The organism is Ferrovibrio sp. (assembly GCF_041906005.1).
Lineage (GTDB): Bacteria > Pseudomonadota > Alphaproteobacteria > Ferrovibrionales > Ferrovibrionaceae > Ferrovibrio.
Genome location: NZ_JAYRJY010000001.1, coordinates 778,146 through 799,058, shown reverse-complemented (window position 1 = coordinate 799,058; position 20,913 = coordinate 778,146). Strand labels below are relative to the sequence as shown.

Sequence of the window (20,913 nt, the reverse complement as noted above, 5' to 3'; positions counted from 1 at the left end):
CTCAGAGCTTGGCCATCGCCACCGCGGTATCCGACATGCGATTGGAGAAGCCCCACTCGTTGTCGTACCACGACACCACGCGCACCAGATTGCCTTCCATCACCTGCGTCTGCTTGACGTCGAAGGTCGAGCTGGCCGGATTGTGGTTGAAGTCGCTCGATACCAGCGGCTGGTCGTTGATGCCAAGGATGCCCTTCAGCTTGCCGGCCGCAGCCTTCTTCATCGCTTCGTTGATCTCTTCGACCGTGGTGTTCTTCTTGGCGATGAACTTGAAGTCGATCAGCGACACGTTGGGGGTCGGCACGCGGATCGACGAACCATCCAGCTTGCCTTTCAGCGAGGGCAGCACAAGACCGACGGCCTTGGCGGCGCCCGTGGTGGTCGGGATCATGGAAAGGGCCGCGGCGCGGGCCCGATAGAGATCCTTGTGCATGGTGTCCAGCGTCGGCTGGTCGCCGGTATAGGCATGGATCGTGGTCATGTACCCCTTCTCGATGCCGACGGCGGCATCGAGGACATAGGCGACAGGCGCCAGGCAGTTGGTGGTGCAGGACGCGTTCGAGACCACGGTATGCTCGGCTTTAAGCTGGTCGTGGTTCACGCCGTAAACGACGGTCAGGTCGGCATTGTTGGCCGGCGCGGAAACCAGCACCTTCTTGGCGCCGGCGGTCAGATGCAGGGCGGCCTTCTCCTTGTCGGTGAAGATGCCGGTGCATTCCATCGCGATATCGACGTTCAGGTCCTTCCACGGCAGCTTGGCCGGGTCACGCTCGGCGGTCACCTTGATCCAGCCGCGACCCACATCGATCGCGTCGGCCTTGGTCTTCACTTCGCCATTGAAACGGCCATGCACGCTGTCATAGCGGAACAGGTGGGCGTTGGTTTCCACCGGGCCCAGATCGTTGATGCCGACGACTTCGATGTCCGTGCGGCCATTCTCGATGATGGCGCGCAGCACATTGCGGCCGATGCGGCCAAAACCGTTAATCGCAACCCGTACCGTCATGGTTTTGTTCTCCGATGGGATAGCGTGGCGAGCGGGTGGGCGCCGGGCGCCCGGGACCGTTCTTTTTTCGGGGCTGGGTTTAGCCCCTTTGGGGCTGAGTCGCAAGGCGAGCCCGAGCGTTTCCTAGCGGTAAACATGGGCTTTCAGCCTCCGCGCATCAGGCCGAAGGGGAAGGGATTCCACCGGCCCGCGGGCAGGCTGGCGGCGCGCAGGCCGGCGCCGATCCATTCATTGCAGGTCCGGATCGGACTGTAGCGGCCGACGGCTTCGTAAAAGGCATCATTCCGGGCGAACCCGGCTTCGGCGATACGCCGGGGCGTGCCATCCGGGCCGGTTTCAAACCCTTCGCGGATATAGGCTGCCAGGGCGTGATACTGGAGAGTATCGACATCCAGGCGGTGAATCCGGGAGTGGCGGGAATCTGCGTCTGGTTGGGGGATGTGCATGACATGCATGGCGGCGGGGCCCCGGCCCAGAAGGGCGGCGATCGCCAGGTCCGGGCGCAGGTCGGCCGGTCGCCGCGTGGCAAGGTAAAAATCCCGGTCTCCCCAGCCAAAGGCGACATAGCTGGCCTGGATTTCGCCGGGCGGTGCGGCGGTTGCATCCTGCCCGAGCCATTCCCGCCAGGTCTGGCCGCCGGGCTGCCCGGCCTGCTGATCCAGCGGAAGCGCCAACCAGACATGCCAGCCATTGGAGATCAGGTAGACCGGGATTCGGGGCTGCTCGGGCAATGCTTCCCGGTGTGGGGCGGGAAGCAGGCCCAGGGCCAGGGCTGCGGCCCCATAGGCAAGCGGCAGGGCGAGGATCCCCAGGCACAGGCTCAGAAGGGCACGACGGATGAAACGCATGGCGGCTTTCTGCCGGTAAAATGTGGCAAGAATCCAGCCGATGGCGGGCTTCACCCGTGGTAAACCCTTGCGGGCATTGCGGCTGTGGATAGTATCGGTTTGGAATCCATGGGGAATCGCGAGACAGGTTCAAAGCCATCCGCGATATGGGGGGTAAAAGATATGCGTAGCAACACGTGCTTGAATGCCGCGGTGGCCTTTATGGCTATGGCTGCGGTTTTTTTCGGCGGCCCCGTTGCGGCCCAGACGACCAAGAATGGCGACGATCCGGCCTTCCTGGCGATCAGCGCCGGTTATCACGACATTCTCGACGACAACGAGGCCTTTGAAGGCCGGCTGGAATATCGGCACAACGATAAATTCTGGATATTCAAGCCGTTTGTCGGCGCCATGGCGACCCATGAAGAGGCGGTCTACGGCTATGCCGGCGTTCTGGTCGATGTGTATCTCGGCCGTCGCTGGGTGCTGACGCCCAGCTTTGCTCCGGGCCTGTATCGCAAAGGCGACGGCAAGGACCTCGGTGGCGCCATCGAGTTCAAGTCCCAGCTCGAACTCAGCTATCGGTTCGACAATCGCGCCCGTCTTGGCATCGGTTTCAGCCATATGTCGAATGCGAGCATTTACGACAGCAATCCTGGCGTCGAGACCCTGTTCGTAACCTATTCCCATCCGCTTGGCGGTCGCTGACCGCAGGCGCCGGTCAACCAGGGTATCGGTTTATGCCGGCTGTGTTTCCGTGAATGACGCACGGCCGGATGCGTTCTGACCGCAGCCATTCGTCTGGTCTGCTATGCGTGCTTCTGCTTGGCCTGCTCATGCTTTGGCCTGGCGGGGCGCGGGCCAATGAGGCGCTGGTCTGGCTGAAAACGGACTGGCCGCCGGTTTTCACCCCCCAGGGCAACGGCTTTGGCGATCAGGCCCTGGACTGGCTGATCGGCCGCCTGCCGGGATATCAGCACAGCATGCAGAATCTGCCCCTGGCGCGCCTGCTCAAAACCATGGAGCGCCAGGATGTCGCGGTCTGCGCCAGCGGCCTCGCCCGCACCCCGAACCGTGAACGGCAGTTTCTGATCAGTCGGGATTTCATGCATATGCCGGCCCTCGCCCTGGTGGTGAGGGCGGATGCCATCGATGCTTTCGCCAGTTTCCGCCGGGCCGATGGCGGAGTGGACATGCAGCGCCTGATTGCCCACGACAGGCTGAAGGGTGGCATCAACGACAATCGATCCTATGGCCCGGCCCTGGATGCCATGCTGCAGGATGCGCCGCTGGTGCGTCTGTCGAAAACCAGCAACATGGTTTCGATGCTGGCAGCCAGACGCCTGGACTGGGTGGTGCTGTATCCATTCGAGGCGACCCAGCAGGCCCGGCAGGAAACACCGGTACCTGATATCGCCGGATTGTCGATCGCCGGCATTCCCGGCCTGATCGAGGGCGGGATCACCTGCAACCGCACGGCAGGCGGGCAGCGCGTCATCGCTGAAATCGACAGACTGATCGCGGCGCACCCGTCATGGCCGTGGATGGCGCCAATGCTGGACTGGCTGGATCCGGAAACCCGTCGTCGGTTGACCGCGCGCTGATCAGTCGAGAATCCGGCTCGGATCCAGCCCGGCCATTTGCCAGATAGCCGACGGGTTCAGGCCGCGATCCCGCAGATCGCGCAGGGATGGCGCATTTTTCCTTTTTGCCAGCCGCTCGCCGCTGTCGTCCGTCAGCAGATGGTGATGGGCATAGACCGGTACCGGCCAGCCGAACAAAGCCTGCAGCAGGCGATGCAGATGCGTGGCGGGGAACAGGTCGTTGCCCCGGGTGACCAGCGTGATGCCCTGCAGGGCGTCATCATGGGTGACGCAGAGATGGTAGCTGGCCGGGGTTTCCTTGCGCGCCAGCACCACATCGCCAAACCCCTGCAGCAGCAGGTCCGGTGTCACAGTCTGTCTGCCGGCGGTCTCATCGTGCCAATGCAGCGGCCAGGTCGGAATCCGCGCGCAAGCTGCCGCCATATTCAGGCGCAGAGCATAAGCCTCTCCGCCGGCCATGCGATCGATGCGCTCGGCATGGTCGAGTTGCTGGCAGGTGCCCGGATAGACGACGCCTTCAAAACCGTGCGGCGCCTGACCGGCCGCGGCGATTTCGGCCGTGATCTGCTTGCGGGTACAGAAACAGGGATACAGCAGGCCCCGCTCGTGCAAGGCATCCAGCGCCTGCCGGTAATCGACGAAATGTTCGGACTGGCGGCGCACCGGCTGTTCCCAGGTCAGTCCCAGCCAGGCCAGGTCCTCGAAGATCGCATCGGTGAATTCCGGCCGGCAGCGCGTGAGGTCGATATCCTCGATCCGCAGCAGGAAGCGGCCGCCGGCCTGGCGTGCGCGCAGGAAAGCGATTCCAGCCGCATAGGCATGGCCCAGATGCAGATAGCCGGTCGGACTTGGCGCACAGCGGGTGACAACGGGGGAGGGCATCGGCCAAAGTATGCAGAAGGATTCGCTGAGACAGTTATGGCAAAGCCGCCGTCAAAGACAAAGCCCGATAAACGCAAGCGCACGCAACTGGCGCTGGCGCAACTTTGCGCACGCGAGGCGAGGTTCGCCCGGGCATTGGAACAGGTCGGCTTCGTGTCAGACCGCCGCCGTCCGGCGGATTTCGCCAATCTTTGCCGTATCGTGGTTGAACAGCAGATATCGGTGGCGGCGGCGAATACGATCTGGGGCCGGCTGGAAGCAACCGTGCAGGGGCGCGCCAATGGGGCGTTCAGCCCGGAACGCTTGCTGAAACTCAGCGAGCCGCGCCTGCGGGCATGCGGTCTCAGCCGGCCAAAAGCCGTTTATCTGCGCAATATGGCTCGCGCCGTGAAGTCGGGTGCGCTTGACCTTGCCGTCCTGCCGAAACTGGAAGATCACGCCGCCATCGCCATGCTGACCGAGGTGAAGGGCATAGGGCGCTGGACGGCGGAAATCTTCCTCATGTTTGCGCTTGATCGCGAAGATATCTGGCCAGCGCATGATGTGGCTTTGCAGGAAGCCGTGAAGCGGCTGTTTGGTTTGCCCGAACGGCCGGATGTGAAGGCAATGGACGCGATGGCCGAAGCCTGGCGTCCGCATCGCGGAGTCGCCGCGCGTCTGCTCTGGCGTTATTATGCCGTGACGCAGAATCGCCTGACGACGGATCGGGCGGCAAACGGAACCAAGCCATGATCGATGGGCCCAGGCTGAAGCCGCTACAGGGTCGGGCCCGGCAGCTTGTCGTGCTGTTGCATGGCTATGGCGCCGATGGCAACGACCTGATCGAACTCGGTGCGCAATGGCAGCGCCTGCTGCCGCAGGCGGCGTTTATCGCGCCTCATGCCCCCGGGCGTATCTTCGGTTTCCCGCCCGGACTGGGCGGCGGCCGGCAATGGTTTGGCCTCGATAGTTACGATCCCGAACTGCTGCGCCGCGACCCACATCACGCGGCACAGATATACGCGGCCATGCAGGCCGCCGCCGAAGAGGTGGCGCCGCAGCTGGATGTCTTTCTGGATGCCGAACTTGCGCGTCATGACCTGTCCGGCGACCGGCTGGCATTGGTAGGTTTCAGCCAGGGCACCATGATGGCGCTGCATGTTGGCCTGCGGCGCGTGCCATCGCCAGCTGCGATTCTCGGCTATTCCGGCGCCCTGCTGGGCGACCGCCTGCGCGAGGAAATCCGCGGCCGGCCGCCGATTCTGCTGGTTCACGGCGAGGCCGACGACATCGTGCCGATCGAGGCGATGTTTGCCGCCCTGCAAGGTTTGGCTGATGCCGATTGCCCGGCCCGGTTCCATGTCTGCCCGGGTCTGGGGCATGGCATCGACCCCGATGGATTGCAGCTTGGTGGCGCCTTTCTGGCCGAAGCGTTGGCGCACGGTTCATAGGCTCAAGCAGATCTTACAAAATAAGGTAGTTGTCATGATGCGGTAACCCCGCATATGGTAATGCAGTGCAACGCAACCAGGACCGGGGAAGCAATGAACCCTGAGAGTTGTCCAGCGTTAGTGTTGAATGCGGATTACCAGCCGCTCTCCTATTTCCCGCTGTCGGTCTGGCCGTGGCAGGAAGTAGTGAAAGCGGTCTGCATGGATCGTGTCACGATCCTGTCGGAATACGACCAGGAAATCCGCTCCCCGAGTTTCCGCATGCGGCTGCCCAGCGTGGTGGCGCTCAAGCGCTACATCGCGCCAGCCCGCCGGCCCGCCTTCACGCGGTTCAACCTGTTCCTGCGCGATCGCTTCTCCTGCCAGTATTGCGGCAGCCGCCATGAGCTGACCTTCGATCATGTCATTCCGCGCTCGCGCGGCGGGCTCACGCGCTGGGACAATGTGGTGGCGGCCTGCGCGCCCTGCAATCTGACCAAGGGCGGCCGCATGCCGGAAGACTGCCACATGCATCCGCGCATCAGGCCTCATGTGCCCAGCGTGCAGGAACTGCAGCGCAACGGCCGCGCTTTCCCACCCAACTACCTGCATGAAAGCTGGCGCGACTTCCTGTACTGGGACAGCGAACTGGAGCCGTAAGGCGGCAGTTCAGACCCGTTCGGAGAGCCAGATGGCGCCGCGGGTGACGGCCTTGATGCCCTTTGACAGCAGATCGTAGGCCGGCGCCTCATGCGCGCCTTCGGCGCGCGCGGTATCACGATGCTCGATCTCGTCCGCGCGGAATTTCTCGATCAGTTCGCGCAGTTCCGGTTCCGACTCTCCCAGCGCCTCGATCTGCCGCGTGTAGTGGGCGTCGATCACTTCCTCGACGGCTTCGGTGCAAGCCATGGCGGCTTTTTCGCCCAGCAGGGCGGTGGCGGCGCCCATGGCGAACCCGCCGACATGCCAGAGCGGAGACAGCAGGGTAGGGCGTACCCGGCGTTGCGGCAGCAGACGCGAGAAGGCATCGAGATGCTCCTGCTCCTGCTTGGCCATGTGGCGGATGGTCGGGGTCGAGGGTGCCGTTTTCAGAACGGCGAGCTGGCCTTCGTAAATGCGCTTGGCGCCATACTCGCCGGCATGGTCGACACGCAGGATACGCTCCAGCAACTGGCGCGGATCGGGATCGCCGGCGAGTCGGGCCTTTTTGGCATGTGAGGGCGACGGCATCACTTGCTCTCCCGCCCGGCGCGTTTCACCGCCAGGGCACCAAAGATCACGAGGCAGGCCGACCATAACACGTTCCAGCCGGCCATGGAGAGACCGAGGAAGCGGAAGGACACTTCGTCGCAGCGGGCGACCGGAGCGGTCAGCAACTGGGCGCGCAGGGCATCGATGCTGTTGGGCGTCGGGCCGCCGCCGCAACTGGTCAGACCCTGCCACCACTTCTCTTCGACGCCCAGGTGAAAGACGCCGATGCCGCCGCCGATCAGGAAGCTGAAGGTGGCCAGGGCCAGCAGGGCCGGCCGTTGGCGCGGCAGCAGCAGGGCGGCGATGCCGAATGCGGCCGCTGCCGCATAGGGCCAGCGCTGCCACAGGCAGAGTTGGCAGGGGGCCAGGCCGAAGCCGTATTGCGCGATAAACACCATGCCGAGAGTGGCCGCGCTGGCCAGGGCGATCAGCAGGCCGGAGCGCGTGGGGGCAAGGAGCTTGTCGGCGACAGTGCGGAGCATGGCGGTACCGGAGTGTCAGACCAGATATTTGATGACGACAAAGCCGCCAATCAAGCCGATGAAGAAAATCCACATCAGGACAGCCAGGCGGCGTTCGATGAACTCGCGGATCGGCGGCCCGAATTTCCACAGCAGGCCGGCGATCAGGAAGAACCGGATGCCGCGGGTGACAATCGAAGCCAGGATGAAGACCGTCAGGCTGAAATGGGCGGCACCGCTGGCGATGGTGACCAGCTTGTAGGGAATGGGGGTCAGGCCCTTGATCAGGATGATCCAGACGCCCCATTCGGCATAGGCGGCCTCGAAGGCATGCCATTTGTCGGCGTAGCCATAGAGGTTGATGATCCACTGGCCCATGGTTTCGATCAGGAAATGACCGATGGCATAGCCGGCGATGCCGCCGAGGACCGAAGCCACCGAGCAGATCAGCGCGTACTGGAATGCGCGCTCGCGATTGGCGAGGCACATCGGAATCAGCATCACGTCGGGCGGGATGGGAAAGATCGAGCTTTCCAGGAAAGACACCACCGCGAGGGCGCGGCCAGCCTTGGGGCGGGCGGCCTGGCGCATGGTCCAGTCATACAGCTTGCGAAACACGGATTGATACGCTCCGGGGGGCGGGAAATCGGTTCGCTGTGTATGCCGGAGGACGGGAGGCTTGTCTATGCACGCCGCCGCAGCGGAGTGATGACAAGCCTGTGTCCGGCTGTTTCGGGGTTATTCGGCCGCGTCGGCCAGCCGCCGCCAGTAATGGCCGTCGCCAAGCGCCATGGCGCGGTAACCGCGTGGGGTGACGCCATAGCGCTCGCGGAAGCTGCGGCTGAAATGGGTGGAGGAATTGAAGCCCCAGGCGAAGGCGATCTCGGTGATCGAACGGTCACGCAAGGCGGGATATGCCAGATCCTGGCGGATACGTTCCAGCCGTGCCTGCCAGATATAGCTGTTCAGCGTTTCTTCCTCGTCGGCGAACAGTTTGTGCAGATAACGCTTTGAACAGCCGATAGCGGCGGCAATGCGGTCCAGTGACAGCATCGGGTCGTGCAATTGGGCATCGATATAGGCTTTCACGCGGTCGCGCGTGGTCTCGCGCAAGGCGATATCGGTGTCTGTCCCCATCCGGTCGAGCGCCGCCAGCCGGACCAGATGTGACATGGTCTCGGCCAGATCGTTGCCGCCGCCGCCCGCGGTCACGGCCGGCATCTCGGCGAAGGCGGAGGTGAGGAAATCATAGGTCAGCCGCCCGACGCCATTGCGGCCGGAAAACCGTCGCACCACCAGATTGTCGAGATCGAGGCCAAGGCGGGTGAGGCGATCGCGCGGCAGCAGCACGGCATGCTGGCGGATCGCCTCGGGGTTGGAAACGATATAGGAGCGGGTGGTGTCGTAGATGCTCCATTCGCCGGGCGACAACACCACCTTGCGGCCATTCTGCTCGAAGCAGGCCGAGCCTTCGACCTGGGCGACGATCTTCACATAGCCGCGGTCGTCCTGGCGGATCAGGGTGTTGGTCCGGACCACGCGATGCCGGCTGGCGACGATGTCGAGCAGTTTAAGGCCGCCGAGATCGCCGATTTCCAGGCGGCCGTCAAAGCGCTTGTCGCCGAACGTGTCGGATTGCAGGCGGCCGATATGGCGCCAGACGAAATCGCCCCACAGCGCCAGCCGTTCCGCCGGTGCCACTTCCGCGGTCGAGACGACCGAGAGCGCGCCCACTTCCCCTCCCTGGGTGTTTATTGGATGTCCAACAATATTAATCTAACCCGACCCACAGCGCAGGGTAAGCCCTTTCCGTACATTCGTGCGAATAGCGCGCAATGGCTGGTCTTTCCCTTGCCGGGAAAAAGTGTTTCCGCCTGATTTCCGCGAAAAAGCTATCCGCGATATGGCGGCTGGGTCATGGTTCGCTCGGTCCCGGCGGTTGATTAAGCTGATTGCTTGAGTAATATCCGCGCCGCAAACCGCTACCGGTTTGTCGGCCCCAGTGGTGGAATTGGTAGACGCGACAGACTCAAAATCTGTTGTCCGCAAGGGCGTGCTGGTTCAAGTCCGGCCTGGGGCACCACCTTCCTGAAATGACATGCATATTCTGCGGTCCGCGGCTTTGCCGTGGGCTTCCCTGCGATCTGCCTGCTTGCCTTGGCGGGAGGAATCGTTATATTGCATAACAATTATTCAACCCAACCAAAAAACAAACGCCATGCGCCTTACCGCCGCCGAGAAGAAAACCAGCCCGAATGGTCAGGAAACCGGGGGTCTTGAGGTCAGCATGGGGCTGCCGCCGACCCTGGGTGTCGAACTGCGCGGCGACATTGCCATCCTGCGCCTGAAGCGCGCCGCCAAGCGCAACGCGCTCGACAATGCCACCGTGCTGGGCCTGCAGCGGTTCTTCACTCTTGTGCCCGAGAGTGTGAAGGCGGTGGTGCTGGATGGCGAGGGCGAGCATTTTTCGGCTGGTCTCGACCTGTCGGCGACGCAGGAGCTTTCGGCCAGCGAGGGCGTCGGCCACTCGATGATGTGGCACGAGGCTTTTCGCCATATCCAGTTCGGCCGTGTTCCGGTGATCTCGGTGCTGCATGGTGCGGTGATCGGCGGCGGCCTTGAATTGGCGGCCTCGACCCATGTGCGCATCGCCGAGCCTTCGGCTTTCTACGCACTGCCGGAAGGGCAGCGCGGCATCTTCGTTGGCGGCGGCGGCTCGGTGCGGATTCCCAAGCTGATCGGGGTTGCCCGCATGATGGACATGATGCTGACCGGGCGTGTCTATAACGCCGAAGAAGGCCATGCCATTGGCCTGTCGCAATATCTGGTTGGCGCCGGCGAGGGCATGACCAAGGCCCTGGAACTGGCGGCCAAGATTGCCGGCAACGCGCCAATGACCAATTTCGCCGTGATGCATGCCCTGCCGCGCATCGCCGACAGTGCACCGGAGGCCGGCTACATGATGGAGGCCATGATTTCCTCCATCGCCCAGGCCGATATCGAAGCCAAGACGCGTATCCGCGACTTCCTGGAAAAGCGGGCCGGCAAGGTCGGCAAATAATAGCCAGGCAATCGGCCCGACCGCGCATAACGCGGCGGGCACCTGTCGGGGTGGCCACCGGAAGCGGCCATCCATCGGATGGCAGGCATGTGACGTCGGGAGGAGACGACAGAGTATGGGGCACCCGCATCGCCAGGTCCGCTTCGGCCGCGCCGAAACCGAGCTGACGCATCTGAAGGATGGCAGCATCCTGATGCGTTCGCCTGAGCCGCTGGAGCCTTATCCGCATCGTCTGACCGAACGCCTGGTGCATTGGGCTGCGGTCGCGCCGGATCGGGTTTTTCTCGGTCAGCGCGATGCTGCAGGCAACTGGCGCCATGTCGGTTATGCCCAGGCGCTGGATGCCGTGCGCCGCCTGGGCCAGGCGCTGCTTGATCGTGGCCTGTCGGCCGAACGTCCCGTGGCCATCCTGTCCGACAACGATATCGAGCATTGCCTGCTGGCATTGGCGGCGCAGCATGTGGGTGTGCCATCGGCGGCGATTTCCAGCGCCTATTCGCTGGTCTCCACCGATTTCGGCAAACTGCGCCATGTGCTGGATGTGTTGCGGCCCGGTCTGATTTTTGCCGCCGACGGCATGCGCTACGGCAAGGCGCTGGCGGCGGTGGCGGCATCCGATGCGGAAATCGTGGTGACGCAGAATCCCGGCGACAACCGCGCCACGATCTTTGCTGATCTGCTGGCCACCGAGCCGGGCGAGGCCGTGGAGCAGGCCCATGCCGCGGTGGGGCCGGATACAATCGCGAAATTCCTGTTCACCTCGGGCTCGACCGGCCTGCCGAAGGGCGTGATCAACACCCAGCGCATGCTGTGCAGCAACCAGCAGATGATCGTGCAATCTCTGCCGGTCTTTGCCGACGAACCGCCAGTCTTCATCGACTGGCTGCCGTGGAACCACACCTTCGGCGGAAACCACAATGTTGGCATCACGCTGTATAACGGCGGGTCGCTTTACATTGACGACGGCAAGCCGGTTCCCGCATTGATCGAGCGCAGTGTGCGGAATCTGCGCGAGATTGCGCCCACGGTGTATTTCAATGTGCCAAAGGGTTTCGAGATGCTGCTGCCCTATCTGCGGGCCGAGACGGCGTTGCGGGAAACCTTCTTCAGCCGGCTGAAGATGATATTTTATGCCGGCGCGGCCCTGCCGCAGCATGTGTGGGATGCGCTGGAGGAACTCGCCATTGCCACCATCGGCGAGCGCATCCCGATCATCAGTGGCCTGGGCGCCACCGAGACCGCGCCATATTCGCTCTGCGCCAACTGGCCGGTGGATCGGTCCGGTGTCATCGGCCTGCCTGCGCCGGGGCAGGAGGTGAAGCTGGTGCCGAATGGGCAGAAGCTGGAAATCCGCCTGCGCGGCCCCAATGTCACGCCCGGCTACTGGCGCATGCCGGAACTCAGCGCAAAAGCCTTTGATGAAGACGGCTATTACATGCTGGGCGATGCGGCGAAATTCATCGACCCGCAGCGGCCCGAAAAAGGCCTCTTGTTCGACGGCCGCATTTCCGAAGATTTCAAGCTCACCAGCGGCACATGGGTCAGCGTCGGTCCGCTGCGTGGCCGTTTCATCGCCCATTTCGCGCCCTATGTGCGCGACCTGGTGATCGCGGGCCACGACCGGGACGATCTGGCCGGACTTGTTGTCATTGACCAGGACAATTGCCGCGCGCTCTGCCCCGACCTGCCCGGCGACGCGTCCTTGGCCGCCATTGTCGCCGATCCACGCGTGCGGGCGCGCTTCCACGATCTATTGGAAAGCTTCGCCGCCCAGGCCACCGGCAGCTCGAGCCGCATCGCCCGGGTGATCCTGCTGGACGCGCCGCCCTCGCTCGATCTTGGCGAGGTCACCGACAAGGGTTCCATCAACCAGCGCGCCGTATTGAGCCACCGTGCCGCGCTGGTCGAGGAATTATATGCCCCCCATCCATCCGACCGTGTCATCGCCGCAGAGGAAAGAATTGCCCATGTCGCCTGAATCGCACGCTCTTGCCATTGATTTCGACGATATCTGGCTGGTGGATGGCGTGCGCACGCCGTTTGCCGATTACATGGGGCCGCTGGCCGATATCTCGCCGATCGATCTCGGTATCAAGGCCGCGCGCGAGGCGCTGAAAAAAAGCGGGGTGCCGGCCGAGGAGATCGGCAGTGTGGTGGCCGGCAGCATGGCGCAGGCTTCGTATGACGCCTATATGCTGCCTCGCCATATCGGCCTGTATGCGGGCGTGCCGGTCGGCGTGCCGGCGCATCTGGTGCAGCGCGTCTGCGGCACCGGCATCGAGGCGATCATTCAGGCGGCCAGCCAGATCAGGCTGGGCCAGACGCAGACGGGTCTGGTGGTGGGCGCGGAATCGATGAGCCGCAATCCCGTCGCGGCCTATACGCATCGCAATGGCTTCCGCATGGGCCAGGTGGAATTCAAGGATTTCCTCTGGGAGGCGCTGATCGATCCGGCGCCGGGCATCATGATGGGCGACACGGCCGAGAACCTAGCGCGCGAATACCAGATCACGCGCGAGGAAGTGGATGTCTATGCCGCCGAAAGTTTCGACCGCGCATTGAAAGCGCGCAAGGATGGTTTCTTCACCGGTGAAATCGCCGCGGTGACCAGCGAGGCATTCGAACTCAAGGGCTATAATACCCGTGGCATCAAGATGGGCCGCAAGGCGCCGGAGGTGTCTGAAGACACCCATGTCCGTCCCTCGCCGGTCGAGGCGCTGGCCAAAATCCGGCCTGCTTTCGGCGGCGTGCAGACCGGCGGCAATTCCTCCGGCGTTGTCGATGGCGCCGCGGCGGCCGTTGTGGCCAGTGGCGGGTATCTGCGCGGCAAGCAGAAAAAACCGCTGGCGCGGATCGTGGCCGGCGCCAGCGTGGGCGTACCGCCCGAGATCATGGGCATCGGTCCGGTGCCCGCGATCCGGGCCGTCTGCGCCAAGGCCGGCATCCGTGTCGACCAGATCGATCGTTTCGAGATCAATGAGGCTTTTGGTGCCCAGGTGATGGCCTGCATGCGGGCTCTGGACATTCCGCGCGACCGGTTGAACGTGAATGGCGGCGCGATCGCCATCGGCCATCCGCTGGCCGCGACCGGTGTGCGGCTGTCTGTGACGGTTGCGCGCGAGCTGCAGCGATCCGGGCTGCGTTACGGCGTGGCTTCGGCCTGCATCGGCGGCGGGCAGGGCATTGCCCTGCTGGTGGAGAATCCGGACGCGGCGGCCAAGGCGGCCTAAAGTGCGGCGAGGCGGTCGAGCAGCCCGAGCAGGAGCTGCTTGTCCGTGTCGCCCAGCGCGGTTTCGATCCGCTGTTCATGCGACTGTAGCAGATGCTGATAGGCGTCCTTGAGGAACGCTTCGCCTTTCGGGGTCAGGTATAGGGCGTTGGAGCGGCGGTCGCCGGCGGCGGCGGCACGCCGTGCCAGCTTGCGCTGCTCCAGCTCATCCAGTAGCGCGACAAAGTTTGCGCGGTTGATGCCGAGGGCTTCGCTTACCCGCGACTGCTTCAGCCCGGGATTGGCGGCGATGATGGCCAGCACGGAAAACTGCGCCGGGCGCAGATCGTAATCCTTCATCGTGGTCATGAAATCCTGGAACACCGCAAGCTGGGCCCGGCGCAGGCGATAACCGAGCAGGCCGTTCAGCAAACCAAGATCGATCTTGCCGGATGGTTCCGGCATCGGTTCGATGGCAGTTGCGGGTTTTGTCTGTTTCGCGGCCATGCGGTGTCCGTCCAGGAATGACTGCCCCGGATGTAGAAGATATCCGGCGGACTGGCAATCAATATGCAGGATTTTTGAAAATCGGTCTGCAGTATTGTTATAATTCAAAACTACCTGGAGAGGCGGGATGGCATGAAATCCAAATAGTCATCGCGTCAGCATCGAATGGGCCGCTGCCGGTCCCTGGGCGATCCGCAATCGCTTCGTCTGGTCCGTTCAGGCCAGCGCCATGCGGATGCCTTCGGCGGCATACAGCAGCGGTGAAAGAAAACGCTGCTGCATTTCCTCCACGCTGATGCGGCTGGCATGGCCGCTGACATTCATCGCAGCCAATACGCGGCCGGCCTGATTGCGGATCGGCACCGCGATCGAGCGTAAACCGACTTCCAATTCCTGATCGACCACGGCGTAGCCATTCTGTCGCACGGTGGCGATGCGATCGCGCAGCAGGGCAGGATCGGTGACGGTGTACGGCGTCAGCGGGGCGAATTCTGTGTTGGACAAAAACTGTTCCAGTTCGCCCGGCCGCAGATCAGCCAGCAGTACGCGGCCCATCGAGGTGCAGAAGGCCGGCAGGCGGGTTCCGATACCCAATGCGACCGACATGATGCGTTTGGTCGGCACGCGCGCGACATACACGATGTCGCCGCCTTCCAGCACCGAGATCGAGCAGGATTCATTCACCTGCTCGGTCAGGCGTTCCATGAAAGGCTGGGCGCGTTCCCAGATATGCATGGAAGTCAGGAACGCGAAGCCCAGTTCCAGCACCCGCGGCGTGAGGCGGAAATACTTGCCATCGCCGGTGACATAGCCGAGCTCGCAAAGCGTGAGCAGATAGCGGCGGGCGGCGGCACGGGTCATGTCGGCCCGGCGCGATACCTCGCTCAGGGTCATCTCGTCATGGTCGCGGTCAAAAGCGGTGATGACACGGAGACCGCGGGCAAGCGATGTGGAGAAATCGCGGACATTGATTGCAGTTGACAAGGGAGGGTGATCCGCTAGAAATGTTTGATATACAAATCATTGTGCGCTATACGCACAACAAGTCAAGCCAATGTCGCTTTTCTTGATGTAAAGTTGATATTGGGGTCTGCCTTGCCGCCACGGCAGGGCTGGGAGGAAACAAATGTCAGCCCTTATCGGCTACAAAAAGCCGGCGGCCGGAACGCAGCCGAATTACCTCCATCCGCCATACCAGTCCTCGATCAAGCGCGCGCCGGGCCAGGCCCTGGTGCTGATGCCGCAGACCTTGTCCGAAATCACCGGACCGCTGTTCGGCCATGACCTGATCGGGCCAACCGACAACGACCTCACCAAGCAGCATGCCGGCGAGCCGATCGGCGAGCGGATCATTTTGTCCGGCCGTGTGCTCGACGAAAATGGCCGCCCGGTGCCGCGCACCCTGATCGAGATCTGGCAGGCTAATTCCACGGGTCGCTATCGTCATGCGTTGGATCAGCATGATGCGCCGCTGGATCCCAATTTCACCGGCTACGGGCGGACGGTCACGGATGAGGAGGGCCGCTATCGTTTTGTCACCATCAAGCCCGGCGCCTATCCCTGGCGGAACCATCATAATGCCTGGCGTCCGCAGCATATCCATTTCTCGCTGTTCGGGCCCAGTTTCATGACCCGGCTGGTGACCCAGATGTATTTTCCTGGCGATCCGTTGCTGCCGCTGGATCCGATTTTCAATTGCGTGACCGACCAGCGGGCACGCGACAGCATGGTGTCGGGCTTCGATCTGGCGACCACGATCCCGGAATTCGCCCTTGGCTACCGCTGGGACATCGTGCTGCGCGGCCGCGATGCCACGCCCATGGAGACTCGCTGAGATGGCGCTTGTTCCAACTGCTTCGCAGACCGTTGGCCCCTATCTGCATCTGGGGCTGACAGCCATTACCCGGGACGATATCGCCAAGGATGCGTCGAGGGGCGAAAAGATCGTGATTTCCGGCCAGGTTTTGGACGGCGAGGGCAAGCCGATCCCGGATGCGCTGCTGGAATTCTGGCAGGCCAACGCCGACGGCAAATATGCCCATCCCGACGACATGCAGGACAAGCCGCTGGACGGTGCTTTCATCGGATTCGGCCGCATGCCGACCGACAAGGACGGCCGGTACAGCTTCACCACCATCAAGCCCGGCGCCGTGCCAGGACCCGGCAACAGCCTGCAGGCGCCGCATATCGTGGTCTGCATCTTCATGCGCGGCATGCTGCGGCATCTATACACCCGCATCTATTTCTCGGATGAAGCCGCCAACGCCGATGATCCCGTGCTGAGCCTGATCGAGGACGTTGCGCGCCGCCCGACCTTGGTCGCGCAGCGCCAGCAGGGCAAGGCGGAGTATCATTGGGACATCCATATGCAAGGTTTCGGGGAAACCGTGTTTTTCGATTGCTGACCGAAGGCGCCGGACGCGCCAGACAACGAGGAGGAAACCATGCTTACACGTCGTCTCGCTCTCGCTGCCAGCTTGGTGGCGGGCGCCACCCTGGCTCCGGCAGCCATCATGCCGGCCGCCGCGCAGGTCGAACTGAAGATCCAGCATTTCCTGCCGGCCGGTGCGCCATCGCAGAAATCGCTGATCGAACCCTGGGCCAAGGCTGTCGAGGAACAGTCGCAGGGCAAGATCAAGTCGCGCATCTTCCCGGCCATGCAGCTTGGCGGCAAGCCGCCCGAGCTTTACGACCAGGTGCGTGACGGCATCGTTGATGTGGTCTGGACCCTGCCCAGCTACACGCCTGGCCGCTTCCCGATCATGTCGGTCTTCGAGCTGCCTTTCATGATCAATGATGCCGAGGCCACCACCAAGGCAGCCTGGGAATTCTACGAGACCTATGCCAAGGCCGAATTTCCCGATGTGCATCCGCTGCTGTTCCATGTGCATGCCCGCGGCGTGATCCATACCAAGGGCAAGGCGGTGCAGAGCGTGGATGACCTGAAGGGCATGAAGCTGCGTGCTCCGTCACGTCCGGTTGGCGATGCTTTGGCCAAATATGGCGCGACGCCGATTTTCATGCCGGTGCCGCAGACCCCCGAAGCGCTGTCCAAGAACGTGGTGGAAGGTACGGTGGTGCCATGGGAAGTGACGGTTTCGCTTCGCCTGTATGAGCTGACCGACCACCACACCCTCGTAACGGGGCCGCGCGGCCTGTATACCTCGGTGTTCCTCTATGCGATGAACAAGGCGAAGTATGACGGACTGCCGGCCGATCTGAAGAAGGTGATCGACGCCAATTCCGGCTCAGCGATCACGGCGCAGATCGGCAGGGCCTGGGAAGAGGTCGAGAAGCCGGGGCTCGATGCGGCCAAGGCCCGCGGCAACAAGATCCTGACCATGCCGGATGCCGAAACCGCCAAGCTGCGCAAGCTGGCGGAGTCGGTGCAGGCGGCCTGGGTGGAAGATATGAACAAGCAAGGCAAGGATGGCGCCAAGCTGCTGGCTGCGGCACAGGCCCTGATCGACAAGTATGGCGCAAAAACCAACTGACGCATCTGCGCGGGCGAAGGCGGCCGGTTTCCGGTCGCCTTCGCTGTTTGACCGCTTCTGCACCCTTCTTGCGGTGCTGGGCGGTTTCATCCTGATGGCCGCCGCCACGATTACCGTGGTCAGTGTTCTGGGGCGCTATTTCCTCAATGCGCCGATCCCGGGCGATATCGAGATCGTGGCCCTGCTGATGGCGGCTTCTATTGCGCTGTTCCTGCCCTATTGCCAGTTGCACAAGGGCAACGTGATCGTCGACGTCTTCACCGAGGCGGCGCCGCCGGTCGTGCGGAAATGGCTCGATGTGTTTGCCAGTCTTGGCGTTGCCGTGGTTGCCGGCGTTCTGGCCTGGCGCATGGGCATCGGCGGTTTGGAACTGCGGGTTGCCAACGATGAATCGATGGTGCTGCGCCTGCCGACCTGGATCGGTTTCATCGTCGTGGTGCCGTCATTCGCCCTGCTGGCGATCTCCAGCCTGATCGCGGCCTGGCGTGACGCGACCGATGGTCATGCGGCCGATGCCGCGAAGGTGATCGAATGACAAGTCTTGGCATCGGCGTTCTGTTTATCGGCGTGATGATTGTCCTGATGGTGATCCGCGTGCCGATCGCCATCGCCATGATCCTGTCGGGGGCTGGCGGCTATATCATGCTGTCGGGCTGGCTGCCGTTTCTCAACCGCCTCAAGACCGGGCCATTCTATACCCTTTCGTCCGAGAGCTTCTCGGTCATTCCGCTCTTCCTGCTGATGGGGTATATCGCCTCGCGCGCTGGCATCAGCCGGGCGCTGTTCGCCGGCGCCAATGCCTTCATCGGCCATGTGCGGGGCGGACTTTCCATGGCGGCCATCGGCGGCTGCGCCATGTTCGGCGCCATCTGCGGCTCGTCTCTGGCCACGGCGGCCACCATGGGCCAGGTCGCGCTGCCCGAGATGAAGCGCTACGGCTATGCTGGCAGCCTCGCTACCGGCACCCTGGCGGCCGGCGGCACGCTGGGCATCCTGATTCCGCCCTCGATTCCGCTGATCGTCTATTGCATCCTGGCCGAACAGAATATCGCCAAGCTGTTTTTTGCCGCTTTCCTGCCCGGTATTCTGGCGACCATCGGCTACATGATCGCGATTGCGATCTATGTGCGGATCAATCCCAAGGCCGGTCCCGCCGGCCCCCGCTCGAATTGGTCCCAGCGCCTGCAGGCCATGCGTGACCTGATACCGATCCTGCTGCTGTTCGTGCTGGTGCTCGGCGGCATCTATTCCGGCGTGTTCACGCCCACCGAGGCGGCCGCTTTCGGTACGCTCGGCGCCCTGCTGATCGCCGTCACCATGAACGGATTGCGGTTGAACGGTCTGATCGAATGTCTGCGCGATACCGCGATCAGCACCGGCATGATCTTCATGATCCTGATCGGCGCCGAGATTTTCAATTCCTTCATGGCGCTCAGCGGCGTGCCCCAGGAACTGGCCGATGCCATCGGCCGCAGCGGCCTGTCGCCCATGATGGTCATGCTGATGATCCTTCTGGTCTACCTGGTGCTGGGTTGCCTGATGGATTCGCTCAGCATGATTCTGCTGACCCTGCCGATTTTCCTGCCGGCGATTTTTGCGCTCGATTTCGGGCTGACGCCCGAGCAGACCGCGATCTGGTTCGGCATCCTGATCCTGATCGTGGTCGAGGTCGGCCTGATCACCCCGCCGGTCGGCATGAATGTTTTTGTCATCAACAAGCTGGCGCGCGACGTGCCGATGCGGCACACTTTCCGTGGCGTGGTGCCGTTCCTGATCTCGGATGCGGTGCGCGTTGCCCTTCTGTTGATCTTCCCGGTCCTGACCTATGGATTGCTGGAGCTTGTTAAATGGTAGCTGACCGGGGCATCTTCGCCCCTCTCTTTGCCGGCCCTGCCATCGCTGCGGTGTTTTCCGACCATGCCCATCTGCAGGGCATGCTGGATTTCGAGGCGGCCCTGGCCCGGGCAGAGGCCAAGACGGGTGTAATACCCCAGGCGGCGGTTGCCCCCATTGTTTCGGCCTGCGTCGCCGATGCCTACGATCTTGCTGTCCTGGCCGATGCCGCGGCAAAGGCCGGCAACACTGCCATTCCGATGGTGAAGATGCTGACCGCGCGCGTGGCCGAATCCGACGGCGAGGCCGCGCGCTATGTGCATTGGGGCGCCACCAGCCAGGACGCGATGGATACCGGGCTGGTGCTGCAACTGCGTCAGGCCCTCTCCCTGATCGAAGCCGACCTCGCACGCCTGTCCGCCGCGCTCGCCGCGCTGGCACTCAACCATAAACAGACGCCGATGGTGGGCCGCACCTGGCTGCAGCATGCGTTGCCGATCACCTTTGGCCTGAAGGCCGCGGGTTGGCTGGATGCCATCGAACGCCATCGCGCCCGCCTGGCGGAACTCAAGCCGCGCCTTCTGGTGCTGCAATTCGGTGGTGCCGCTGGCACACTCGCCGCACTCGACGACAAGGGCCTGCAGGTGGCGGCGGCTTTGGCGGAAGACCTCAACCTCGGTTTGCCAGCCATGCCGTGGCATGGCGCGCGTGACCGCGTGGTGGAACTGGCAGCGATGCTGGCCCTGCTGACCGGCAGTCTGGGCAAGATGGCGCGTGATATCGCGCTGCTCATGCAGACCGATGTGGGCGAGGCTTTTGAGCCGGCCGGGGAGGGCCGTGGGGGCTCTTCCACCATGCCGCACAAGCGCAACCCGGTGACGGCCGCTGTCGTGCTCGCCGCCGCGACGCGGGTGCCGCATCTGGCCGGCAGCCTGCTCAGCGGCATGGCGCAGGAACACGAGCGCGGTCTTGGCGGCTGGCATGCCGAATGGGAGGCCTTGCCGGAACTGGTGCAGCTCAGCGCCGGGGCACTGGCACAGATGGCCGACACCATCGAGGGCCTTGAAGTCGACGCCGGCCGCATGCGGGCCAATATGGATGTCACCAATGGCCTGATCATGGCTGAAGCGGTGACGATGGCTTTGGGCGCCAAGATCGGTCGCATGGCAGCGCACCAGCGCGTCGAGGCGGCATCGAAGCGGGCGGTGTCCGAGAAGCGCCACCTGCGCGACGTGCTGGCGGAGGATGCCGTGGTGTCCCAGCATTTGGGCGCGAACACGCTGGCTCAGCTTTTCGATCCGCTCGGCTATACCGGTGTGGCCGCAACGCTGGTCGATCGCGTGCTGGCTGCCCGCCGACAGTAATATACA

At 63.3% G+C, this 20,913-nt stretch carries 23 protein-coding genes and 1 tRNA gene; 15 read left to right on the top strand and 9 right to left on the bottom strand.

The window, feature by feature from the left end; genetic code table 11:
* Window position 1 precedes the first annotated feature (1 nt).
* On the bottom strand, window positions 2-1,006 hold the full coding sequence (gene gap / locus ACE3OO_RS03945; RefSeq protein ID WP_374299939.1) for a type I glyceraldehyde-3-phosphate dehydrogenase: 1,005 nt from the start codon (window positions 1,004-1,006) through the stop codon (window positions 2-4).
* 143 nt (window positions 1,007-1,149) lie between these two features.
* Window positions 1,150-1,854, bottom strand: coding sequence for a DUF2459 domain-containing protein (locus tag ACE3OO_RS03940; RefSeq protein ID WP_374299937.1), 705 nt, complete (start codon window positions 1,852-1,854; stop codon window positions 1,150-1,152).
* 207 nt (window positions 1,855-2,061) lie between these two features.
* Here ACE3OO_RS03940 and ACE3OO_RS03935 point away from each other — a divergent pair, with 207 nt between their 5' ends.
* Together ACE3OO_RS03935 and ACE3OO_RS03930 are read left to right on the top strand one after the other, a co-directional pair.
* Window positions 2,062-2,541: an acyloxyacyl hydrolase gene (locus tag ACE3OO_RS03935; RefSeq protein ID WP_374299935.1), complete on the top strand. Its 480-nt coding sequence runs from the start codon at window positions 2,062-2,064 to the stop codon at window positions 2,539-2,541.
* 68 nt (window positions 2,542-2,609) lie between these two features.
* The gene (locus ACE3OO_RS03930; RefSeq protein ID WP_374299933.1) at window positions 2,610-3,437 is read left to right on the top strand and encodes a hypothetical protein; all 828 of its coding nucleotides are present in this window, start codon (window positions 2,610-2,612) and stop codon (window positions 3,435-3,437) included.
* Here the strand turns inward: ACE3OO_RS03930 and gluQRS are convergent, their stop codons facing one another.
* Window positions 3,438-4,319: a tRNA glutamyl-Q(34) synthetase GluQRS gene (gene gluQRS / locus ACE3OO_RS03925; RefSeq protein ID WP_374299930.1), complete on the bottom strand. Its 882-nt coding sequence runs from the start codon at window positions 4,317-4,319 to the stop codon at window positions 3,438-3,440.
* 36 nt (window positions 4,320-4,355) lie between these two features.
* On the opposite strand from gluQRS, the gene ACE3OO_RS03920 reads away from it, so the two are divergent.
* The 3 genes from ACE3OO_RS03920 to ACE3OO_RS03910 all read left to right on the top strand — a co-directional run bounded on the left by ACE3OO_RS03920 (window position 4,356) and on the right by ACE3OO_RS03910 (window position 6,388).
* Window positions 4,356-5,051 carry a DNA-3-methyladenine glycosylase gene (locus ACE3OO_RS03920; protein WP_374299928.1) on the top strand — a complete coding sequence of 232 codons (696 nt, stop codon included), beginning with the start codon at window positions 4,356-4,358 and terminating at the stop codon, window positions 5,049-5,051.
* Complete coding sequence (locus tag ACE3OO_RS03915) at window positions 5,048-5,749, top strand: alpha/beta hydrolase (RefSeq protein WP_374299927.1); 702 nt, start codon at window positions 5,048-5,050, stop codon at window positions 5,747-5,749. Before ACE3OO_RS03920 ends, ACE3OO_RS03915 begins: the two co-directional genes overlap by 4 nt.
* 93 nt (window positions 5,750-5,842) lie before the next feature.
* Window positions 5,843-6,388 (top strand): HNH endonuclease, encoded by a 546-nt coding sequence (locus tag ACE3OO_RS03910; protein WP_374299925.1) that lies wholly within the window; start codon window positions 5,843-5,845, stop codon window positions 6,386-6,388.
* A 9-nt stretch (window positions 6,389-6,397) separates the two neighbouring features.
* Here ACE3OO_RS03910 and ACE3OO_RS03905 read toward each other — a convergent pair whose 3' ends face one another.
* From ACE3OO_RS03905 to ACE3OO_RS03890, 4 genes are all read right to left on the bottom strand, one after another.
* Window positions 6,398-6,958 (bottom strand): demethoxyubiquinone hydroxylase family protein, encoded by a 561-nt coding sequence (locus ACE3OO_RS03905; protein ID WP_374299923.1) that lies wholly within the window; start codon window positions 6,956-6,958, stop codon window positions 6,398-6,400.
* Window positions 6,958-7,461, bottom strand: a complete 504-nt coding sequence (locus tag ACE3OO_RS03900) for a disulfide bond formation protein B (RefSeq protein ID WP_374299921.1) — start codon at window positions 7,459-7,461, stop codon at window positions 6,958-6,960. The genes ACE3OO_RS03905 and ACE3OO_RS03900 overlap by 1 nt, the downstream gene beginning before the upstream one ends.
* 15 nt (window positions 7,462-7,476) lie before the next feature.
* Window positions 7,477-8,058 (bottom strand): YqaA family protein, encoded by a 582-nt coding sequence (locus ACE3OO_RS03895; protein ID WP_374299919.1) that lies wholly within the window; start codon window positions 8,056-8,058, stop codon window positions 7,477-7,479.
* A 120-nt stretch (window positions 8,059-8,178) separates the two neighbouring features.
* On the bottom strand, window positions 8,179-9,174 hold the full coding sequence (locus ACE3OO_RS03890; RefSeq protein WP_374299917.1) for a helix-turn-helix domain-containing protein: 996 nt from the start codon (window positions 9,172-9,174) through the stop codon (window positions 8,179-8,181).
* 262 nt (window positions 9,175-9,436) lie between these two features.
* On the opposite strand from ACE3OO_RS03890, the gene ACE3OO_RS03885 reads away from it, so the two are divergent.
* From ACE3OO_RS03885 to ACE3OO_RS03870, 4 genes are all read left to right on the top strand, one after another.
* Window positions 9,437-9,523, top strand: a tRNA-Leu gene (locus tag ACE3OO_RS03885).
* 135 nt (window positions 9,524-9,658) lie between these two features.
* On the top strand, window positions 9,659-10,501 hold the full coding sequence (locus ACE3OO_RS03880; protein WP_374299915.1) for a crotonase/enoyl-CoA hydratase family protein: 843 nt from the start codon (window positions 9,659-9,661) through the stop codon (window positions 10,499-10,501).
* Between the two features lie 115 nt (window positions 10,502-10,616).
* Window positions 10,617-12,479 carry a feruloyl-CoA synthase gene (locus tag ACE3OO_RS03875; RefSeq protein ID WP_374299913.1) on the top strand — a complete coding sequence of 621 codons (1,863 nt, stop codon included), beginning with the start codon at window positions 10,617-10,619 and terminating at the stop codon, window positions 12,477-12,479.
* Complete coding sequence (locus tag ACE3OO_RS03870; RefSeq protein WP_374299910.1) at window positions 12,469-13,731, top strand: thiolase family protein; 1,263 nt, start codon at window positions 12,469-12,471, stop codon at window positions 13,729-13,731. The genes ACE3OO_RS03875 and ACE3OO_RS03870 overlap by 11 nt, the downstream gene beginning before the upstream one ends.
* Here ACE3OO_RS03870 and ACE3OO_RS03865 read toward each other — a convergent pair.
* Both ACE3OO_RS03865 and ACE3OO_RS03860 read right to left on the bottom strand, forming a co-directional pair.
* The gene (locus ACE3OO_RS03865; RefSeq protein WP_374299908.1) at window positions 13,728-14,216 is read right to left on the bottom strand and encodes a MarR family winged helix-turn-helix transcriptional regulator; all 489 of its coding nucleotides are present in this window, start codon (window positions 14,214-14,216) and stop codon (window positions 13,728-13,730) included. The two genes, ACE3OO_RS03870 and ACE3OO_RS03865, sit on opposite strands and share 4 nt — an antisense overlap.
* A 216-nt stretch (window positions 14,217-14,432) precedes the next feature.
* Window positions 14,433-15,200 (bottom strand): IclR family transcriptional regulator, encoded by a 768-nt coding sequence (locus ACE3OO_RS03860; protein WP_374299906.1) that lies wholly within the window; start codon window positions 15,198-15,200, stop codon window positions 14,433-14,435.
* 142 nt (window positions 15,201-15,342) lie between these two features.
* Between ACE3OO_RS03860 and pcaH the strand changes: the two genes are divergently transcribed.
* From pcaH to ACE3OO_RS03830, 6 genes are read left to right on the top strand one after another with little or no spacing between them, the layout of a single operon-like run.
* Window positions 15,343-16,050, top strand: coding sequence for a protocatechuate 3,4-dioxygenase subunit beta (gene pcaH, locus ACE3OO_RS03855; protein WP_374299904.1), 708 nt, complete (start codon window positions 15,343-15,345; stop codon window positions 16,048-16,050).
* A 1-nt stretch (window position 16,051) separates the two neighbouring features.
* A complete protein-coding gene (pcaG, locus tag ACE3OO_RS03850) occupies window positions 16,052-16,621 on the top strand; it encodes a protocatechuate 3,4-dioxygenase subunit alpha (protein WP_374299901.1) in 570 nt (189 codons plus the stop codon).
* Window positions 16,622-16,660: 39 nt separating this feature from the next.
* Window positions 16,661-17,710 (top strand): TRAP transporter substrate-binding protein, encoded by a 1,050-nt coding sequence (locus tag ACE3OO_RS03845; protein ID WP_374299899.1) that lies wholly within the window; start codon window positions 16,661-16,663, stop codon window positions 17,708-17,710.
* Window positions 17,691-18,245, top strand: coding sequence for a TRAP transporter small permease (locus ACE3OO_RS03840; protein WP_374299897.1), 555 nt, complete (start codon window positions 17,691-17,693; stop codon window positions 18,243-18,245). The genes ACE3OO_RS03845 and ACE3OO_RS03840 overlap by 20 nt, the downstream gene beginning before the upstream one ends.
* Window positions 18,242-19,564, top strand: a complete 1,323-nt coding sequence (locus ACE3OO_RS03835) for a TRAP transporter large permease (RefSeq protein WP_374299895.1) — start codon at window positions 18,242-18,244, stop codon at window positions 19,562-19,564. The genes ACE3OO_RS03840 and ACE3OO_RS03835 overlap by 4 nt, the downstream gene beginning before the upstream one ends.
* Window positions 19,558-20,907 carry a 3-carboxy-cis,cis-muconate cycloisomerase gene (locus tag ACE3OO_RS03830; protein ID WP_374299892.1) on the top strand — a complete coding sequence of 450 codons (1,350 nt, stop codon included), beginning with the start codon at window positions 19,558-19,560 and terminating at the stop codon, window positions 20,905-20,907. Before ACE3OO_RS03835 ends, ACE3OO_RS03830 begins: the two co-directional genes overlap by 7 nt.
* Window positions 20,908-20,913: the final 6 nt, after the last annotated feature.

Coding starts and splice junctions, on each gene's coding strand:
- gap (WP_374299939.1), bottom strand. CDS start 1,006: ATGACGGTACGGGTTGCGATTAACGGTTTTGGCCGCATCGGCCGCAAT.
- ACE3OO_RS03940 (WP_374299937.1), bottom strand. CDS start 1,854: ATGCGTTTCATCCGTCGTGCCCTTCTGAGCCTGTGCCTGGGGATCCTC.
- ACE3OO_RS03935 (WP_374299935.1), top strand. CDS start 2,062: ATGGCTGCGGTTTTTTTCGGCGGCCCCGTTGCGGCCCAGACGACCAAG.
- ACE3OO_RS03930 (WP_374299933.1), top strand. CDS start 2,610: ATGCGTTCTGACCGCAGCCATTCGTCTGGTCTGCTATGCGTGCTTCTG.
- gluQRS (WP_374299930.1), bottom strand. CDS start 4,319: ATGCCCTCCCCCGTTGTCACCCGCTGTGCGCCAAGTCCGACCGGCTAT.
- ACE3OO_RS03920 (WP_374299928.1), top strand. CDS start 4,356: ATGGCAAAGCCGCCGTCAAAGACAAAGCCCGATAAACGCAAGCGCACG.
- ACE3OO_RS03915 (WP_374299927.1), top strand. CDS start 5,048: ATGATCGATGGGCCCAGGCTGAAGCCGCTACAGGGTCGGGCCCGGCAG.
- ACE3OO_RS03910 (WP_374299925.1), top strand. CDS start 5,843: ATGAACCCTGAGAGTTGTCCAGCGTTAGTGTTGAATGCGGATTACCAG.
- ACE3OO_RS03905 (WP_374299923.1), bottom strand. CDS start 6,958: ATGCCGTCGCCCTCACATGCCAAAAAGGCCCGACTCGCCGGCGATCCC.
- ACE3OO_RS03900 (WP_374299921.1), bottom strand. CDS start 7,461: ATGCTCCGCACTGTCGCCGACAAGCTCCTTGCCCCCACGCGCTCCGGC.
- ACE3OO_RS03880 (WP_374299915.1), top strand. CDS start 9,659: ATGCGCCTTACCGCCGCCGAGAAGAAAACCAGCCCGAATGGTCAGGAA.
- ACE3OO_RS03875 (WP_374299913.1), top strand. CDS start 10,617: ATGGGGCACCCGCATCGCCAGGTCCGCTTCGGCCGCGCCGAAACCGAG.
- ACE3OO_RS03870 (WP_374299910.1), top strand. CDS start 12,469: ATGTCGCCTGAATCGCACGCTCTTGCCATTGATTTCGACGATATCTGG.
- ACE3OO_RS03865 (WP_374299908.1), bottom strand. CDS start 14,216: ATGGCCGCGAAACAGACAAAACCCGCAACTGCCATCGAACCGATGCCG.
- pcaH (WP_374299904.1), top strand. CDS start 15,343: ATGTCAGCCCTTATCGGCTACAAAAAGCCGGCGGCCGGAACGCAGCCG.
- pcaG (WP_374299901.1), top strand. CDS start 16,052: ATGGCGCTTGTTCCAACTGCTTCGCAGACCGTTGGCCCCTATCTGCAT.
- ACE3OO_RS03845 (WP_374299899.1), top strand. CDS start 16,661: ATGCTTACACGTCGTCTCGCTCTCGCTGCCAGCTTGGTGGCGGGCGCC.
- ACE3OO_RS03840 (WP_374299897.1), top strand. CDS start 17,691: ATGGCGCAAAAACCAACTGACGCATCTGCGCGGGCGAAGGCGGCCGGT.
- ACE3OO_RS03835 (WP_374299895.1), top strand. CDS start 18,242: ATGACAAGTCTTGGCATCGGCGTTCTGTTTATCGGCGTGATGATTGTC.
- ACE3OO_RS03830 (WP_374299892.1), top strand. CDS start 19,558: ATGGTAGCTGACCGGGGCATCTTCGCCCCTCTCTTTGCCGGCCCTGCC.